This is a genomic window from Cellulomonas dongxiuzhuiae (assembly GCF_018623035.1).
GTDB classification, from domain to species: domain Bacteria; phylum Actinomycetota; class Actinomycetes; order Actinomycetales; family Cellulomonadaceae; genus Cellulomonas; species Cellulomonas dongxiuzhuiae.
The window spans coordinates 3,200,847-3,218,945 of sequence record NZ_CP076023.1; the positions used below are offsets into that span (position 1 = coordinate 3,200,847).

Annotated in this window: 15 protein-coding genes; 4 read left to right on the forward strand and 11 right to left on the reverse strand. The window is 74.4% G+C overall.

Going from position 1 to position 18,099, the window contains the following annotated elements; all coding sequences use genetic code 11:
* The first annotated feature begins 585 nt into the window (after nt 1–585).
* On the forward strand, nt 586–792 hold the full coding sequence (locus KKR89_RS14485; RefSeq protein ID WP_191782799.1) for a DUF3073 domain-containing protein: 207 nt from the start codon (nt 586–588) through the stop codon (nt 790–792).
* A 185-nt stretch (nt 793–977) separates the two neighbouring features.
* Here the strand turns inward: KKR89_RS14485 and purM are convergent, their stop codons facing one another.
* The 10 genes from purM to KKR89_RS14535 form a co-directional block, all read right to left on the reverse strand.
* Complete coding sequence (gene purM, locus KKR89_RS14490) at nt 978–2,099, reverse strand: phosphoribosylformylglycinamidine cyclo-ligase (protein ID WP_208196053.1); 1,122 nt, start codon at nt 2,097–2,099, stop codon at nt 978–980.
* Complete coding sequence (gene purF, locus KKR89_RS14495) at nt 2,096–3,643, reverse strand: amidophosphoribosyltransferase (RefSeq protein WP_208196054.1); 1,548 nt, start codon at nt 3,641–3,643, stop codon at nt 2,096–2,098. Before purF ends, purM begins: the two co-directional genes overlap by 4 nt.
* A 68-nt stretch (nt 3,644–3,711) precedes the next feature.
* Nucleotides 3,712–4,119, reverse strand: coding sequence for a phage holin family protein (locus KKR89_RS14500; protein ID WP_208196055.1), 408 nt, complete (start codon nt 4,117–4,119; stop codon nt 3,712–3,714).
* A 14-nt stretch (nt 4,120–4,133) separates the two neighbouring features.
* A complete protein-coding gene (locus tag KKR89_RS14505) occupies nt 4,134–4,511 on the reverse strand; it encodes a sterol carrier family protein (RefSeq protein WP_208196056.1) in 378 nt (125 codons plus the stop codon).
* A 221-nt stretch (nt 4,512–4,732) separates the two neighbouring features.
* Nucleotides 4,733–6,070, reverse strand: coding sequence for an NADP-specific glutamate dehydrogenase (gene gdhA, locus KKR89_RS14510; protein ID WP_208196057.1), 1,338 nt, complete (start codon nt 6,068–6,070; stop codon nt 4,733–4,735).
* Between the two features lie 189 nt (nt 6,071–6,259).
* On the reverse strand, nt 6,260–7,702 hold the full coding sequence (locus KKR89_RS14515) for a glycoside hydrolase family 6 protein (protein WP_208196058.1): 1,443 nt from the start codon (nt 7,700–7,702) through the stop codon (nt 6,260–6,262).
* Nucleotides 7,703–7,954: 252 nt separating this feature from the next.
* Nucleotides 7,955–9,364, reverse strand: a complete 1,410-nt coding sequence (locus KKR89_RS14520) for a glycoside hydrolase family 6 protein (protein WP_208196059.1) — start codon at nt 9,362–9,364, stop codon at nt 7,955–7,957.
* 227 nt (nt 9,365–9,591) lie between these two features.
* Nucleotides 9,592–10,659, reverse strand: coding sequence for a ribosome small subunit-dependent GTPase A (rsgA, locus tag KKR89_RS14525; RefSeq protein ID WP_208196060.1), 1,068 nt, complete (start codon nt 10,657–10,659; stop codon nt 9,592–9,594).
* A gap of 67 nt (nt 10,660–10,726) precedes the next feature.
* Nucleotides 10,727–11,545 carry a M15 family metallopeptidase gene (locus tag KKR89_RS14530; protein WP_208196061.1) on the reverse strand — a complete coding sequence of 273 codons (819 nt, stop codon included), beginning with the start codon at nt 11,543–11,545 and terminating at the stop codon, nt 10,727–10,729.
* A 34-nt stretch (nt 11,546–11,579) separates the two neighbouring features.
* Nucleotides 11,580–13,067: an RNB domain-containing ribonuclease gene (locus KKR89_RS14535; protein WP_208196062.1), complete on the reverse strand. Its 1,488-nt coding sequence runs from the start codon at nt 13,065–13,067 to the stop codon at nt 11,580–11,582.
* Nucleotides 13,068–13,271: 204 nt separating this feature from the next.
* Here KKR89_RS14535 and KKR89_RS14540 point away from each other — a divergent pair, with 204 nt between their 5' ends.
* The 3 genes from KKR89_RS14540 (at nt 13,272) to KKR89_RS14550 (ending at nt 15,325) form a co-directional block, all read left to right on the forward strand.
* Complete coding sequence (locus KKR89_RS14540) at nt 13,272–14,057, forward strand: alpha/beta hydrolase (protein ID WP_208196063.1); 786 nt, start codon at nt 13,272–13,274, stop codon at nt 14,055–14,057.
* Nucleotides 14,058–14,225: 168 nt separating this feature from the next.
* On the forward strand, nt 14,226–14,786 hold the full coding sequence (locus KKR89_RS14545; protein WP_208196064.1) for an NADPH-dependent FMN reductase: 561 nt from the start codon (nt 14,226–14,228) through the stop codon (nt 14,784–14,786).
* The gene (locus tag KKR89_RS14550; protein ID WP_208196065.1) at nt 14,783–15,325 is read left to right on the forward strand and encodes a flavin reductase family protein; all 543 of its coding nucleotides are present in this window, start codon (nt 14,783–14,785) and stop codon (nt 15,323–15,325) included. Before KKR89_RS14545 ends, KKR89_RS14550 begins: the two co-directional genes overlap by 4 nt.
* Nucleotides 15,326–15,440: 115 nt before the next feature.
* On the opposite strand, the gene purL is transcribed toward KKR89_RS14550, so the two are convergent.
* Nucleotides 15,441–17,840, reverse strand: a complete 2,400-nt coding sequence (gene purL, locus KKR89_RS14555; protein WP_208196066.1) for a phosphoribosylformylglycinamidine synthase subunit PurL — start codon at nt 17,838–17,840, stop codon at nt 15,441–15,443.
* Between the last annotated feature and the right edge of the window lie 259 nt (nt 17,841–18,099).

The window sequence follows — 18,099 nt, forward strand, 5'->3', positions numbered from 1 at the left end:
GTGGACGTGCGCTCTGCTCCGGACAGGTGACCCAGGGCGGTCGCAACCGTCACCACAGCACCGGGGCAGCGTCGATGCACCTACCCTAAACCCGTCCGAAACGGGACACATCTCCTCGGACGGCTGAGTCACGCTTGCTCGATCGTGTGACGTCCGTCGCGCCGCAGATTTCGCCCACCCCGGGGTCCACCCGAAACGCGGCCCCCTGACCAGCGCAGACGCGCCTCGTCGAAGCGTCTCGACGCTGCGACGTGGGTGAACACCTGGACCATGAGCGCGCTCCCGCACATCAAAGGGTGGCGTGTTGTGACCTAAATCACACCAAAGTTCGCCCGAAGAGCGGACACGGACGGACGCCGCCCGCGCGTCGCGCGCCCCCTGGAGCGCCGCGGAGTCACGATGCCCTGCCCAGCGGTCACGAAATCGCCGCACCCGCCGGCGGACGTGGCGGAGCCCACCCGACGCAGGTGGTCGGAATGGATCGCGACCATGTACCGTTGCCACACGAAGAGACTCAACAGCACCCCGGGGCCGCACGTGTCAGCACGGAGCCGCCCCGCTTCCACGTTAGAGGGGGTCGATGCCATGGGGCGCGGCCGTCAGAAGGCAAAGCAGACGAAGGTCGCCCGGGAGCTGAAGTACTTCAGCCCCGACACGAACTACCGAGCCCTCGAGCAGGAGCTCTCGTCGCGTAGCCGCAACGATGTCGTCACGGACAGCCGCCGCAGTGCGGTGACCACGGACGACGACGACCCGCCCGGCTGGGGCTGGCCCGGTGACGAGGACCGCTGACGACGCGGGGCGCCGATCCTGACCCGGTCGCACGCCGCACCCGCCGCACCCGCGTCCTGACGGAGTCCGTTCTCACGCCGACCGGCGCGAGCGGACGCCGCCTCGGCCTCGACGCCGAGGCTCACGGCCCGAGCAGACTCGTCTGCTCGGGCCGTGCCGTGTCGTCAGCCGTCTTTGCTCGGCGGTCAGCCGACGCGGTAGGCGCCGTGCAGGCGCACCGCACCGCCGTGGACGCCCTTCGTGCCCGCCACGACGTCCGGGGCGGTCGCATCGGCGTCCCGCCGGTCACGCACGCTCCCCAGCACCCACGCGGGCATCCCCCGGAGCCCGGCGGCTCGCTGCACGTCGTCGACGACGTCGGCCGAGACGACGGCGACCATGCCGACGCCGAGGTTGAGCGTGTTCTCCAGGTCCCCCCACGGGACCGCCCCGAGGCCCTGGACCAGGCTGAACACGGGCGGCAGCACCCACGCGGCGCGGTCGACGTCGGCGACGAGCCCGGGCGGCAGGACGCGCGCGACGTTGGCCGCGAGCCCCCCACCCGTGACGTGGCTGAAGACGTGGACGCGGTCAGGACCGAACTCCTCGACGAGCGCCAGGCAGTCCGCCGCGTAGACCCGGGTCGGCTCCAGCAGCTCCTCGCCCAGCGTGCGGCCCAGCTCGTCCACGTGGCGCTCCAGGCCCCACCCGGCGACCTGCACCACGCGCCGCACCAGCGAGTACCCGTTGGAGTGCAGCCCCGAGGACCCGAGAGCGACCAGGACGTCACCCGCGCGCACGCGCTCGGGTCCCAGCAGCTGGTCCGCCTCGACGACACCCGTCGCGGCGCCGGCCACGTCGTACTCGTCGGGGCCCAGCAGGCCGGGGTGCTCGGCGGTCTCCCCGCCGACCAGCGCCGTGCCGGCGGCCGAGCAGGCGGCCGCGATCCCTCGCACCACGTCGGCGATGCGCTCGGGGACGACCTTGCCGCAGGCGATGTAGTCCGTCATGAACAGGGGCCGCGCGCCGACCACCACGATGTCGTCGACGACCATGCCGACGAGGTCGAACCCGATGGTGTCGTGCACGTCCATGGCCTGCGCGATCGCGACCTTGGTGCCCACGCCGTCCGTGGAGGTCGCGAGCAGGGGCCTGCGGTAGCGCGTGAGCACGGAGGCGTCGTACAGGCCGGCGAAGCCGCCGACACCACCGAGGACCTGCGGTCCGTGCGTGGCGCGCACGGCGTCCTTCATGAGCTCGACGGCCCGGTCCCCGGCCTCCGTGTCGACGCCTGCGGAGGCGTACGTGACGGGCTGCGGGGCGCTCACGGGTGCTCCAGCGCGGACGCGCCACCGGCCGTCGGGACGATGCTGAGCAGACCGTCCTCGGGCTGCCCGAGCGGCAGCTGGTTCTGCTCCAGCAGGTGCTTGCCCAGCCGCTCGGACGGCGGCAGCTCGATCGGGTACCGGCCACTGAAGCACGCCGTGCACAGCTGCGACGCAGGCTGCTCGGTGGCGGCGATCATGTTCTCCTCGGACAGGTAGCCCAGCGAGTCGGCGCCCAGGGAACGGGCGATCTCCTCGACCCCCAGGCCGTTGGCGATGAGCTCGGCGCGCGACGCGAAGTCGATGCCGTAGAAGCACGGCCACTTCACGGGCGGTGCGGTGATCCGGATGTGGACCTCGGCCGCCCCTGACTCGCGCAGCATCCGGACCAGCGCGCGCTGCGTGTTGCCGCGCACGATGGTGTCGTCCACGACCACGAGGCGCTTGCCGCGGATGACGTCCTTGAGCGGGTTGAGCTTGAGGCGGATGCCGAGCTGGCGCAGCGTCTGCGAGGGCTGGATGAACGTGCGCCCCACGTACGCGTTCTTCGTCAGGCCCTGCCCGAACGGGATGCCGGACTTGGCGGCGTAGCCCACCGCCGCGGGCGTGCCCGACTCGGGGACGGGGATGACCAGGTCCGCCTCGACGGGGTGCTCGACGGCCAGGCGGCGGCCCATCTCGACGCGCGCGGCGTGGACCGAGCGACCGTTGATCGTCGTGTCGGGCCGCGCGAGGTACACGTACTCGAACACGCAGCCGGCACGGTCGATGGGCGCGAAGCGCGTGGACCGCAGCCCGTCGGCGTCGATCGCGATGAACTCGCCCGGCTCGACCTCGCGCACGTACGACGCACCGACGATGTCGAGGGCCGAGGTCTCCGAGGCGACCACCCAGCCGCGCTCGAGACGGCCGAGCACCAGCGGGCGCACCCCCTGCGGGTCGCGCGCGGCGTACAGCGTGCGCTCGTCCATGAAGACGAGGCAGAACGCGCCGCGCAGACGCGGCAGCACCTCGAGCGCCGTCGCCTCGAGCGTGTGGTCCGGGTCGCCCGCGAGCAGCGCCGTGATGAGCGCGGTGTCGGTGGTGTTGCCGCGCGCGAGCTCGCCGCGGCGCTGGCTGCCGTACCGCTCGGCGACGAGGTCGACGAGCTCGGCGGAGTTGGTGAGGTTGCCGTTGTGCCCCAGGGCGACCGTGCCCGCGGCGGTCGCGCCGAGCGTCGGCTGCGCGTTCTCCCACGTCGACCCACCGGTCGTCGAGTAGCGCGTGTGGCCGATGGCGATGTGCCCCTGCAGGGCGTTCAGCGCCGTCTCGTCGAAGACCTGGGAGACGAGCCCCATGTCCTTGTAGACGAGCAGCTGGGAGCCGTTCGACGTCGCGATGCCCGCGGACTCCTGCCCGCGGTGCTGCAACGCGTACAAGCCGAAGTAGGTGAGCTTCGCCACCTCTTCACCGGGTGCCCAGACGCCGAAGACGCCGCAGGCATCCTGCGGGCCTTTCTCGCCGGGTAGAAGGTCGTGGTTGAGACGTCCGTCTGCGCGGGTGGCCACGCCACCATGGTGGCACACCGGTGCCGAACCGCGCGCCGCGGATCCACCGGGGGGTCGCCCGGTGCGGGTCAGTCCGGCGGGGCGGGGCGCCGACGACGCATGCTGCGCCGGTCCGCGAGCACCGCGAGCCCGCCCCCGACGAACGCCCCGACGACCGCGCCGGTCACCGCGAGCACCCAGCGGACCCCGTTCTGGCCGCCCAGGAACGGCAGGATGCCGCCGTCCTGGCCGCTCACGCCGCTGCCCTGCGCAGTCGCGAACGCCACGACGAGCGCGACGACGACGCCGACCAGTGCGCCGGCGACCAGGAACGCGCCGTAGCGCGGTGCACGCCGCACGGTCGCCGGCACGGCGACACGCGCCAGCTCGGCCTCGGCCGGGGGCCCGGAGGAGACGTCGTCCGGGCGGGGGTCGTCGGCGGGGCGGGGGTCGTCGGCGGGGCGGGGGTCGTCGGCGGGGCGGGGGTCGTCGGGCACCTGGCGATCCTAGGTCAGCGGGTCCTGGCCGCCTGCAGCGGCAGCAGGTGCGACAGGTCGGCGCGCTCGCCGGACGCGTGCACCCGCCCGGACGCCACCGCGTCGTCCCACGTCAGGTCGCCGACCGCGAGCGCGAGCCACGTGGGCGCGTCCGTCTCGACGACGTTGGGCGGGGTGCCGCGGGTGTGCCGGGGCCCCGGGACGGCCTGCACGGCGCCGTCGGGCGGGACGCGGACCTCGACCGCGTTACCCGGTGCCACGTCGGCGAGCTCCTCGAGGGTGAACCGGACGGCGGTGCGCCGCACGGCCGTCACGGCACCCTCGGGGTCGGCGCGCCACGCGTGCAGCGCGGCGCGTCCGTCGGCGGGGTCGGTGCGGCGACGCGGTGGCACCCCGCCATCCTCCCCCACCCGGCAGGGACGAGCCCGCTCAGGCGTCGTCGCGCAGCCACGCCGGCACGGCGCGCGCCGCCGAGGTGGCCGACACGACGCTGCGGACCGTGCGGGCGGCGATGCGCCAGTCCTCCTGCGGCCGTCGCCCGTGCTCACCCCCGGGACGCGAGAGAGCGATCCAGCACGTGCCGGATCGCTCTCTCGCGTCAGGGGCGGGTGGGTCAGACGACGCCGAGCGCCAGCATCGCGTCCGCGACCTTGGTGAAGCCGGTGATGTTCGCGCCGAGCACGTAGTTGCCCGGGTCGCCGTACTCCTCGGCCGTCTCGGCGCAGTTGTCGTGGATGCGCGCCATGATGCCGGCGAGCCGCTCCTCGGTGTGCTCGAAGGACCACGCGTCCCGGCTCGCGTTCTGCTGCATCTCGAGCGCCGACGTCGCGACACCGCCCGCGTTGGCTGCCTTGCCGGGCGCGTACAGCACGCCGGCGGACTGCAGCAGCGCGACGGCCTCGGGCGTCGTCGGCATGTTGGCACCCTCGGCGACGGCCAGCAGACCGGCATCGACGAGTCGCTTGGCGTCGTTCTCGTCGAGCTCGTTCTGCGTGGCGCACGGCAGCGCCACCTGGGCGTCGACCTGCCACACGCGAGCCGACGGGACGTAGTGCGCGCCGCCACGCCGCGTCGCGTACTCCGACACGGGCAACCGCTCGACCTCGCGCACCTGACGCAGGATCTCCAGGTCGATGCCGGCCTCGTCGACGACGTACCCGAGCGAGTCCGAGCACGCGACGACGTGCGCGCCGAGCGCCTGCGCCTTCTCGATCGCGTGGATCGCGACGTTGCCGGAGCCCGACACGGTCACGCGCATGCCGTCGAACGACAGGCCGCGCGTCGCGAGCATGCGCTCGGCGAACAGCACGGTCCCGTAGCCCGTGGCCTCGGTGCGCACGAGCGAGCCGCCCCACGTCACGCCCTTGCCCGTGATGACCCCGGACTCGTAACGGTTGGTGATCCGCTTGTACTGGCCGAACAGCCAGCCGATCTCGCGGCCGCCCACACCGATGTCGCCGGCGGGGACGTCGGTGTACTCGCCGATGTGGCGGTAGAGCTCGGTCATGAAGGACTGGCAGAACCGCATCACCTCGCCGGCCGAGCGGCCGCGCGGGTCGAAGTCGGACCCGCCCTTGCCGCCACCGATGGGCATGCCCGTCAGCGAGTTCTTGAAGACCTGCTCGAACCCGAGGAACTTGATGATCCCCAGGTACACCGAGGGGTGGAACCGCAGACCGCCCTTGAACGGGCCGAGGGCCGAGTTGAACTCGACGCGGAAGCCGCGGTTGATGCGCACCTGGCCCGTGTCGTCGACCCACGGCACGCGGAAGATGATCTGCCGCTCGGGCTCGCACAGGCGCTCGAGCACCGCCGCGTCCACGTACTGGGGGTTGCGCTCGAGCACCGGACCCAGGCTCTCGAACACCTCGGTGACGGCTTGGTGGAACTCGCGCTCACCGGGGTTGCGAGCGAGCACCTGTTCGAGGACGCGCTCCAGCTGGACCTGCATGGGTCGACTCCGCTCTGCTCAGCGAGGACGGGAAACTGGTCGAGCCTAGGTCCGCCCCCTGGCACGGGTGTGGGACGTCCGACCCGTGGGCAGCGGGTCACCGGCCCCGGACGCGCGACGAGGCCGCGGAACTCCCGGCGTCCGGGGGTGTCCGCGGCCTCGTCCTGCGGTGCACTCAGGCGCTGCGCGTCACCACTTGGCGTTGCGCGCGAGCTCCAGGGCCATCGCCTGCCACCACGCGCCGGCCGACGGGCCGCCGTTGCAGCTGCCGTCCGACTCGCCCGGGAGCTTGATCCACAGCAGCGCGTCGAGCCCGCTGCCGTCGTTCACCTTGGTGGGACGCTCACCGAGCGCGCGGCCGCTCGGGTTGCACCACTCCGAGCCGCTGGGGCCGTTGCCGTTGCGCGACGTGTCGATGACGAACGTCCTGCCGCCCGTGAGCTGCGAGATCTGCTGGCCGTAGGCCTTGGCCTCCGCCGTCGTCCGGTAGTTGGACACGTTGAGCGAGAAGCCCACGGCGTCGGAGAACCCGATGCGGTTGAGGCGGTTGGCGGCCTCGGCGGGCGAGAGCCACGCGGAGTGCCCGGCGTCGATGTAGACGCGGGCGCCCTTGGCGGTCAGGGACTTGGCGGCGTACTGCAGGAAGCCGACCCGGTCGCCCTGGCCGTCGCAGTCACCGAGCTGCGCGAGCGCGTCGGGCTCGAGGATCACCCAGGGGTTGCCCTGGATGCCCGCGGCGACCGTGTCGATCCAGCGCGCGTACTCGGACTCGCCGACGCCGCCGCCGGAGTGCGAGCCGCAGTCACGGCCCGGGATCGCGTAGACGACGAGCAGCGCCGTCTTCCCCGCGGCCTGCGCGGCACCGGTGATGTCGCGCACCTCCTGCTGCGCGTGCGACGCGTCGTTCCAGTTGCCGACCCAGTAGGCCTGCGGCGTCAGCGCGATCTTCTCGAGCAGCGCCTTGTCGGTGCCGCTCGCGGCCTGCCAGGCGCGGTACGCCTGGTTGGTCGTGTCGATGTGGAAGTCACCGGAGGAGACGGGCGGCGGCGTGACCGTCGGGGTGGGGGTCGGCGTCGGGGTGGGGGTCGGCGTCGGGGTGGGGGTGGGCGTGGCCGACGGGGTGGGCGTCGCCGACGGCGTCGGGGTGGGCGTCGCCGACGGGGTGGGCGTGGGCGTCGGGGTGGACGTCGGCCCGACGTCACCCGTGCACGTCGTGCCGTTCAGGGTGAAGGACGTGGGTGCGCCGTTGCTGCCGCTCCAGGAGCCGTTGAAGCCGACCTGGAACCTGCCGTCGGTGCCGACCGAGCCGTTCCACGGCATGTTGGTGACGGTGACCTGGGAGCCGGACACCGACGAGACGCCGTTCCACAGCTGCTGGATGCCCTGCCCGTCGGGGAACGCCCAGCGCAGGTCCCAGGAGGACAGCGGGTCGCCCAGGTTGGTCACGGTCACGCTCGCGCCGAAGCCGCCGGGCCACTGGCTCGTGACGGCGTAGTCGACGCGGCAGCCCGCGGCGGCCTGCGCCATGGTCGACGTCAGCGCGGTCACGCCGGCGGCCACGACCGCGCCGGCGGCGACGGCCGCGACGACCGTGCGCCGCCGGGTGAAGGCCCTCGTTGTGCGGGGGGACATGGACTCTCCTCGGATCGGATCGGGTCGGCCTGCGGCGCGTCGGGCGACGTGCGCCGGCTGACGCGCCCGGGGAGGCGTCGGCGCCGTCCCCGGACGACACGTCGATCACACCCGGTCCGGACCCACGATGGCGAGCGGACGGCCGATCCCTAATCGTTTTGACACGGAACGGACACGGCGAGGCCGCGGACGCGTCCCCGTGCGGGGGCGACCGCGGCCTCGTCGTGCGGTGCGCTCTTCAGGCGCTGCGCGTCACCACTTGGCGTTGCGCGCGAGCTCCAGGGCCATCGCCTGCCACCACGCGCCGGCCGTCGGGCCGCCGTTGCACGTGCCGTCGGACTCGCCCGGCCGCTTGATCCACAGCAGCGCGTCAAGCCCGCTGCCGTCGTTCACCTTGGTGGGACGCTCACCGAGCGCGCGTCCGCTCGGGTTGCACCACTCGCTGCCCGTGGCGCCGTTGCCGTTGCGGGAGGTGTCGATGACGAACCTCTTGCCGCCCGTCAGCTGCGAGATCTGCTGTCCGTAGGCCTTGGCCTCGGCCGTCGTCCGGTAGTTCGACACGTTGAGCGAGAAGCCCACGGCGTCGGAGAACCCGATGCGGTTGAGGCGGTTGGCGGCCTCGCTCGCCGAGAGCCACGCGGAGTTGCCGGCGTCGATGTAGACGCGCGCACCCTTGGCCGTCAGGGACTTGGCGGCGTACTGCAGGAAGCCGACCCGGTCGCCCTGGCCGTCGCAGTCACCGAGCTGCGCGAGCGCGTCCGGCTCGAGGATCACCCAGGGGTTGCCCTGGATGCCGGCGGCGACGGTGTCGATCCAGCGCGCGTACTCCGACGTCGAGACGCCACCGCCCGAGTAGGACCCGCAGTCGCGGCCCGGGATCGCGTAGACGACGAGGAGCGCGGTCTTGCCCGCGGCGCGAGCCCGACCGGTGTAGTCACGCACCTGCTCCTGCGTGGCGCTGGCCGTGGCCCAGTCGCCGATCCACAGCGCCTGCGGCGTCAGCGCGATCTTGGCCAGGAGGTTCTTGTCGGTGCCGGACGCCGCCTGCCACGCCGCGTACGCGGACGTCGTGGGGTCGACGTAGAAGTCGCTGCTGCTCACGGGCGGCTGCGACTGGGTGGGCTGCGGGCTCGGCGTCTGCGTCGGCGTCCGCGAGGGAGTCGGCGACTGGGTCGGCCGCGGCGTGGACGACGGCGTCTGCGTGGGCTGCTGCGTCGGGCCCGTGACCCCGCCCGTGCACGTCGTGCCGTTGAGCGTGAAGGACGTCGGGGCGCCGTTCGCACCGCTCCAGGAGCCGTTGAAGCCGACCTGGATGGTGCCGTTGGTGGCGACCGAGCCGTTCCACGGCGAGTTGGTGACGGTGACCTGCGAGCCGCTCGACGACACCTGGCCGTTCCAGAGCGACTGGATCGTCTGCCCGTTGGGGAACGACCAGCGCAGGTCCCATGACGACAGCGGGTCGCCGAGGTTGGTGACGGTGACCGTGCCGCCGAAGCCGCCGGGCCACTGGCTGCTGATCGCGTAGTCGGCACGGCAGCCGGCCGCGGCGCTCGCCGCGGTGGACGTGAGCGCGGTGACGCCGGCGGCGACCACCGCTCCTGCGGCGAGGGCCGCGACGAGCTTGCGACCGGCGGCGGAGGCCGCCTTCGTGCGGGGGGGCATGGGTTCTCCTCGGATCGGGTCGGCCGGTGGCGCATCGGGGCGACGGGCGTCGGGCCGACGCGCCCGGGGAGGGTCGCCAGCGACACCTCTCCCGAACGACTGCACGATCACACCCGAGCACGGCGTGTCCTGGCGAGCCGAGGGCCGGTGCCTAATCCTTTTTGTGACGAGACAGAGCCGCGCGCCTCTCCGACGAGGCGCAGCCGGATCGCCGTCGCGGCGCGACCTCACCCGCGGTGCGAGCCCCGGCTCCGCTGTTGCCGGTGGTACTCGCGGGTGACGCGCCGCCACCTCGCCCGCTCCTCCGCCGCCAGGCGCGCGTCCGCGCGCCGCGCCGCGTGCTCCGCCTCGCGCTGCAGCTTGCGCCAGCTCGCCAGGCGCCGCTCCGCCAGCTCACCGCCCGCCAGTGCTTCCTGCACGGCGCACCCCGGCTCGGTCACGTGCGCGCAGTCGGCGAACCGGCAGCGTGCCGCGAGCGCGGCGACGTCGGCGAAGGTCGCGTCCAGCGCGTCCGGTGCGGCCACGAGCCCCACGCCCCGGACCCCCGGGGTGTCCACGAGGACCGCCCCGTCCGCGAGCGGGACGAGCTCGCGGTGCGTCGTGGTGTGCCGCCCGCGGCCGTCGGCCCGGCGCCCGCCCGTGGCCATGACCTGGCGCCCGGCGAGCGCGTTGACCAGGCTCGACTTGCCGGCACCCGACGGACCCACCGCGACGAGCGCGACGCCGGGCGCGAGCAGGGCGCGCACCGGCGTGAGACCCGTCCCGTCGACGACGCTCACGACGTGCACGTCGACGCCGATCGCCACCGCCGCGACCTCCGCGGCCATGCCCTCGGGATCGGGCACCAGGTCGGCCTTGGTCAGCACGACGACGGGCCGGGCACCCGAACGCCACGCGAGCGTCAGCAGCCGCTCGACGCGCCCCAGGTCCGGGTCGGGGTCCAGGTGCTCGACGACGAGCACGAGGTCGACGTTGGCCGCGACCGCCTGCTCGAGCGACGTGCGTCCCGCGGAGTCGCGCACGACCGCGGTGCGCCGGGGGTGCAGCACCGTCGCGCGCCAGGCCGCGTCCACGCGACCCCCCCGCTCCACGTCGACGACGTCACCGACCGTGGGCGGGACGCGCGTGCCGTCCGGCAGCGGCAGCAGGCCGTCGCGCGGCAGGTCGGCCCGGTGCGCGGCGGCGCCCAGGTCGTCGTCCGGGACGACGAGCAGGGCACCGCGGTCCGCACGCACGACGCGGGCGCGCAGCGGCGCACCGTCGTCGGCGGTGGGGGGTGCGGCGGGCTCGGTCACGCTGCCGACGCTAGGCCGGGGGCACGCCGGGCCGCGACGGATTTCCGCCCGCAGGGCGCGCGCGACCTCAGCCCGCGACGTACTCCGCGCCGCCGGAGACGCCGAATGCCTCCTCGAGCGAGCCGATGCCGTTCTGGTGCAGGTGGGCGGTCAGCTCGCGGCCGACCCACCGCAGGTGCCAGCCCTCCGGGGCGTACCCCGTCACACCGGTGTTCTGCTCGGTGTACCGCACGACGAACCCGTGCTCCCACGCGTGCTCGGCCAGCCACGCGCCCTCGGGCGTCCGCGTGAAGCACGTCTGCAGGTTGCACGACGGGTCGGAGCCCGAGTCGATGTCGACCGCCAGCCCGGTCTGGTGCTCCGAGTACCCGGGACGGGCCGAGTAGCGCTCGGCGTGCGCGAACCCGCGACGCGCCTCGATCGCGGCGCGCGCGTCCGCCTGCTCCGCGTGCGAGCGGTAACCGCTGCGGACGACGAGCCGGGCGCCCTGGCCGCGGGCCGCCTCGACCATCGCCCGCAGGTCCGGCTCGACCGCCGCGCGCACGCGCGCCCCGTCCACGTCGACGAGGTCCGGGGGCACGTGGTCCGGGGTCACGGGGTGCTGCTTGTTGACGATGACCCAGGGGCTCCCGGGGTCGCTCGTGGAGTGCTGCGCGAGGTCGAAGGTGGGTGCGGCTGCGGGTGCGGGGGTCGTCGTGGGGCGCGGCGCCAGCGACGGCACGACGATCGCCTGGTCCCAGGGCACCTCCTCCGCCAGCCCCTGGATGGCGGCGGTCTGCCCGCCCCACAGCACGGACCACAGACCCGACGCGACACCACCGATGCCCACGAGGGCGGCGACCCCCAGGGCGACGAGCGCGACGCTGCGCCAGGGCGGAGTCCTCATGCGAGCGATCGTAGGTGCGAACCGGACGAACCGGTCAGACAGCCACGAACATCACCCGTCGGTGCGCCACCGAGACCTCGTCCAGCCGAACGTCGAGGCTCCCGCCGAGCGCCAGCGCGGCGTCCGACGTCACGGGCGCCACCACCGCCGGGTCGCGCAGCTGCACGGCGCCGCGCGCCCGGCCGTCGCGCGGCTCGTCCGTGTCGACCACGACGCCGGTGAACGTCGCGCCGACGCGGGGCTCGAGCACGACCGCCTCGACGAGGTCCAGCGCGCCGCGGTCGAACGCCGAGACGCGTCGGCCGGTCCGCATCATGGTCCCCGGCAGCTCCGGCAGCGCGGCGAGCACCCAGTCGGGCACGTCCCGGCCGGCGACCGCGGCGAGGCAGACCTCGGTGCCGTAGCGGTCGACCAGCCGGCGCAGCGGCGCGGTGACGTGCGCGTACGGTGCGCGGATGGCCGCGTGCTCGGCGTCGTCGCCCGCGGGCACCGGCGGCCCGTCGGTGCCGAACGCGCGGTAGCCGGCGCCGCGGAACAGCGTGGTCGCCTCGCGCAGGAACGCCGCGTGCGCGCCGATGTGCGAGTCGAGCCGCGCGAGCAGGTCGGGGTACGGCAGCGCGTCGGGCCAGTCGATGCCCAGCGCCGTCGCCGTGCGCCGCAGGCGCGCGACGTCCTTCGGGTCGGCCGGGGGCAGGGTGCGCACGACGCCCGCACCCGCGTCGAGCATGAGCCGCGCCGCGACGATGCCCGTCAGCAGCGAGATCTGGGCGTTCCACCCCTCGACCGGCAGGGTCGCGCGGAACCGCAGGCCGAAGGTGCCGTCGTCGGACCGCACGACCTCCTGCTCCGGGACGTCGAGGGACGCACCGCCGCGTTCCCGCTCGCGCGCCTCGCGCAGGGTGCCGACGTCGGCCAGCCCGCGCAGCAGGTCGTCGGCGGTGCCCGCGTCGAGGCGCTCCTGGACCTGCTCGTAGGACAGCTGGGCGCGGCTGCGGACGAGCGCACGCTCGACGTGCACGTCGACGGGCTCGCCGTCGGCATCGAGGTCGATCGACCACAGCGCGGCCGGACGCACCTCGTCGGCGAGCAGGCTGGCGGCGCCCTCGGAGAGCACGGTCGGGTGCAGCGGCACGCGGCCGTCGGGGCTGTAGCAGGTCATGCCGCGGCGGTGGGTCTCGCCGTCCAGGGCGCCGCCCGGTGCGACGAACGCGGCGACGTCGGCGATCGCGTACCGCACCCGCCACCCGCTGCCGCGGCGCTCGACGTGCACGGCCTGGTCGAGGTCGGTCGACCCCGGGGGGTCGATCGTCACGAAGGGCACGTCGGTGCGGTCCGCGCGCTCGCCGGGTGCGTGCGGCGCATCGGGTGCGCGACGCGCGGCGGAGCCCGCCTCGGCCAGGGCGTCGGCGGGGTAGGTGACCGGCAGCTCGACCTCGGCGCGCAGGGCGTCGAGGCCGGCGGTCACCGCACGCGAGGTCGCGTCGTCGGCGGGGGCGGGGAGACGGACGGGGCGGCCTGGCACGGCTCGACTGTAGGCGTACGCGTCGCGCCGCGAGGTCGAGGCGCGCGCACGTCCGCAGGGCGCGCACCCGGCGGCGCAGCGGCGCGCGTCTCACCTGGCAAGAAACCCGACCGATCTCATCCTCTTTTGACGTGCACGCGCCTAGCCTGCCGAAGGACGCACGCACGGACCCGGGCACCCCCGGACGCGACGGGAGACACCCACGTGAGCACCATCCAGGCGCAGCCGCTGCCGCGGCCGGGCACCCGGGGCACGACACCCCTGCGGCCGGCCTCGCTGCGCACGTGGCACGAGCCGCCGGGCGCTGTGGTGCGCGGCACCGTGGTCGTGCTCGTCGGCCGCGGCGAGACCGCCGAGGTGTACGAGCGGTTCGGTCGCCGGCTCGCCGCCGACGCCTACCGCGTCGTCGCCGTCGGCGAGGACCACCCCACGCCGCACGCCGTGGCCGAGCTGCTCGCGCCGCTGCCCGCACCGCACGTCGTCGTCGGCACCGACGTCGGCGCGCTGGCCGCCGTCCGGGTCGCTCGCGCGGGGCACGTGGACGCCGTGGTCCTGGCCGGGCTGCCGACGTCGGCCGGCGTGCAGGGCCTGATGTGGCAGGCGGAGCTCGACGCGCGCACCGCCTGCACGTCCCACCAGCGGGTGCTGGGCCAGGCCGCGCGCAGCAGCCTCTTCGCCGACGTGACCGCGATCGTCGCCCTCGACCTCACCCGCCCGGACGACGCCCCGCTCGACGTGCCGGTCCTCGCGCTGCACGGCGCCGCCGACCGGATCAGCCCGGCCGAGCAGGCCGTCGCGGCGTACCGCACGCTCGGCGCCCGGCACGTCGCGCTCGTCGCCGACGGTCGTCACGACGTCCTCAACGACGCCGCGCACCGCAGCGTCGCCGCCACGGTCGTGCAGTTCCTCGAGCGTGTCCGCCAGGGCCGCGACCTCCCCGTGCTCGTGGACGACGTCGCCGCCGCACCCCAGCCGGTGGGCCACGCATGACGCACGCCACCCTGCCCGCCGGCCGCCGATGTCCGGGCCCGCGTCACGGCCACGTCCCCGCCCGGCCGGCGGCCGCGTGCCGTCCCGCGCGTCCCCGAACCGTCCGCCGGACGGGTCCGGCACGCGCTCCCCCGCCCGACCGTTCGCACCCCGCACAGGAGAACCGTCATGACCCGACCCGACCCCGCCCGCATCGTCGCCCTCGTGGGCAACCCGCGCGCCGGCTCACGCACCCTGGGCGCTGCCGCGTCCCTCGCCGGGACGCTGGCCGCCCACCTCGAGACGGCCGAGCCCGTCCTCGTCGACCTCGCGACGCTCGCACCCGCGCTGCACGTGCAGCCCCGGACCACCGAGCTCGACGCCGCGCTCGCAGCGGTGGCCGGCGCCGACCTGCTCGTCGTCGCGACGCCCGTCCACAAGGCGTCCTTCACCGGCCTGCTGAAGTCGTTCCTCGACCTGTACGGCCCCGACGGCCTCGCCGGCGTGACGGCCGTGCCCCTGGTCGTCTCGGCCACGCCCGCGCACGCGCTGGTCGGGGAGGTGCACCTGCGGCCCGTCCTCGTGGAGCTCGGCGCGACCGTGCCCACCCGCACCCTGAGCGTCCTCGACACCGACCTGCTGGACCTCGGCCCCGCGGTCGACCGCTGGTGGGTGCGTGCCGAACGCCCGCTGCGCCGCGCCGTCGGCTCGTCCGCGCCCGCCGGCGACCTCGTGGAGGTGGCCCGATGAGCACCAGCACCCACGACCTGCACGCCCTGGAGCGTGCCCTGGCCGACCACGACGAGCCCGCCCTGTCCGCCGACGCGTACAAGCAGGTGTTCCGGCGTCACGCCGCGGGCGTCGCGGTCGTCGCCCTGCGCGACGAGGACCGGCTGGTCGGCTTCACCGCCACGTCCGTCATCTCGGTGTCGGCGGTCCCGCCGCTGCTGGCGTTCTCGCTCGCGTCCGGGTCCTCGTCGTGGCCCGCGCTGTCACGCGCGGCGACCCTGACGGTCTCGTTCCTCGCCGCCGGCCAGGAGGACGTCTCGACGCGCTTCGCGACCTCCGGCATCGACCGCTTCGCCGCCGGCGGCTGGACGGCGCTGCCGACCGGTGAGCCCGTGATCGACGGCGCGCAGGCGTGGGTGCGCGGCCGCATCGTGCAGCGCACCCCGGTCGGGGACAGCTACCTCGTCTCGGTCCGCGCGCTCGCGCACGGCGTGGCGGACGTCGACCCGCTCATCTACCGGGACCGCGTCTACCACCGGCTGGTCACCCCGACCCCCTGACGCAGGACTGGACTGCTCTCTCACGCGAGAGAGCAGTCCAGCCCACCCCTCCACCCCGCGAGAGAGCAAACGAGCCCGCTCTCCGGCGGCGAGAGAGCGATCCGCCGTGCGGGCGTCAGCCGAACAGGCGCGGGAGCGTCGCCTCCCACACCTCGCGCGCCTCGGTCAGGGGCAGCGTGAACAGGCCACGCACCTCGACCGCCGCCGCGTGTGCGTGGTCCTCGTCGTCGGCGGGCGTGCCGGCGCCGGGCGTGCACGTCTCGGCCGTCTCGCCCAGGCGCAGCGCCGGGACGCCGCGTGCGGTGCACAGGTCGTGCAGCCGGACCTCCTCCGAGCGCGGCACCGCGACGATCGCGCGGGCCTGCGACTCGGAGAACAGCGCCTCGAAGGGCGTCACGCCGTCGCGCTCGCACAGCGCGTCGAGGCCCACCTGCACCCCGACGCCGTACCGCAGGCTCGACTCGACGAGCGCGAGCGCGAGGCCGCCCTCGGACAGGTCGTGCGCGGCGTCGACGAGCTCGTCGCGCGCGGCGGCGATGAGCACCTGCGCGAGGCGGCGCTCGGCGTCGAGGTCCACGCGCGGCGGCACGCCGCCCAGGTGGTCGTGCGCGACGTCGGCCCACGCGGACCCGTCGAGCTCGGCGCGCGTCGTCCCCAGCAGGTAGACGGCCTGGCCGGGCGCGGTCCAGCCGGACGGCACCGCCTCTGCCACGTCGTCGAGCACGCCCAGGACGCCGACGACGGGCGTCGGGTGGATCGCGGAGTCGATCTGGCCGGGCTCCCCCGTGCCGTTGTACAGCGACACGTTGCCGCCGGTCACGGGCACCTCGAGCGTCTGGCACGCGTCCGCCAGACCCCGGATCGCCTCGACCAGCTGCCACATGGTGTCGGGGTGCTCGGGGCTGCCGAAGTTGAGGCAGTCCGTCACGGCCAGGGGGCGCGCGCCGACGGTGGCGACGTTGCGGTACGCCTCGGCGAGGGCCAGCTGCGCACCCGTGTAGGGGTCGAGCTTGGTGTAGCGGCCGTTCGCGTCGGTCGCGAGGGCCACGCCCAGGCCCGTCGCCTCGTCGACGCGCACGACGCCCGAGTCGTCCGGCTGCGCGAGCGCGGTGTTGCCCTGGACGAAGCGGTCGTACTGGTCCGTGACCCACGCCGGCGAGGCGAGGTTCGGCGAGGCCAGCAGCTGCAGCAGCGTGGCGCGCAGGTCGTCGCCGCCCGCGGGCCGCGCGTAGCGTGCGGCACCCTCGGGCGTGCTGACCGAGTCCGCGACCAGCGCGTCCTGCCAGGCGGGGCGTGCGTAGGGGCGGTCGTACACCGGGCCGTCGTGCGCGACCGTCTTGGGGTCGACATCGACGATGCGCTGCCCGAAGTGGTCGATCGTCAGGCGCCCGGTGCCGGTGACCTCGCCGATGACGGCGGTCTCGACGTCCCACTTCCCCGTGATGGCGAGGAACTCGTCCAGCTTCTCGGGGCTGACGACGGCCATCATGCGCTCCTGCGACTCCGACATGAGGATCTCGCCGGCCGTCAGGGTGGGGTCGCGCAGCAGGACGTTCTCCAGGTCGACGTGCATGCCGCCGTCACCGTTGGACGCGAGCTCGCTCGTGGCGCAGGAGATGCCGGCGGCCCCCAGGTCCTGGATGCCCTCGACGACGCGCGCGGCGTACAGCTCGAGGCAGCACTCAATGAGCACCTTCTCCATGAACGGGTCACCGACCTGCACGCTCGGGCGCTTCGATGGCTTGGTGTCGTCGAACGTCTCGGACGCGAGGATCGACGCGCCGCCGATGCCGTCGCCACCGGTGCGCGCACCGAACAGCACGACCTTGTTGCCGACGCCCGACGCGTTGGCCAGGTGGATGTCCTCGTGCCGCAGCACGCCGAGGCACAGCGCGTTGACCAGCGGGTTGCCCTGGTACGAGGCGTCGAACACCAGCTCGCCGCCGATGTTCGGCAGCCCGAGGGAGTTGCCGTACCCGCCGACGCCCGCGACGACGCCGTGCACGACGCGCGCGGTGTCGGGGTGCGCGGGGTCGCCGAACCGCAGCTGGTCCATGACGGCCACCGGGCGCGCGCCCATCGAGATGATGTCGCGCACGATGCCGCCGACGCCCGTCGCGGCGCCCTGGTAGGGCTCGACGTACGACGGGTGGTTGTGCGACTCGACCTTGAACGTGACGGCCCACCCGTCACCGATGTCGACGACGCCCGCGTTCTCGCCGATGCCGACCAGCAGGTGCTCGCGCATCGCGGGCGTGGTCTTCTCGCCGAACTGGCGCAGGTGCGTCTTCGAGGACTTGTACGAGCAGTGCTCGGACCACATCACCGAGTACATCGCGAGCTCGGCGGCCGTGGGACGGCGGTCGAGGATGTCGCGGATGCGCTGGTACTCGTCGGCCTTGAGGCCGAGCTCGGCGTAGGGCTGGTCGAGGTCGGGCGTCTCCGCGGCGTGCTCGACGGTGTCGGACGTGTGCGGGACGGACGGGACGTCGGGGCGCGCAGGTGCGGTGGTCATCGGTTCCCTCGATGGAGGCCGGGTCCTGAAGGGGGCGCTCGCCCGCGCAGGTTCCCGCGCCGCAGGTCGGCAGACGCCTCAGCGTACCGGCGCACGGGCGTCGCCCGGGGCGGGTGTCCACCACCCGTCCGACGGTGCGCCGACCGGGTGAAAACGGACGCGACGTCCCCCCGTCGGCCGCACGGGGGGACCCCGGAAGGAGGACCGCGCCGGACTCTCATGCCCTTCTCACCCGCTTCGTCCCTTCTGCCCGATAACC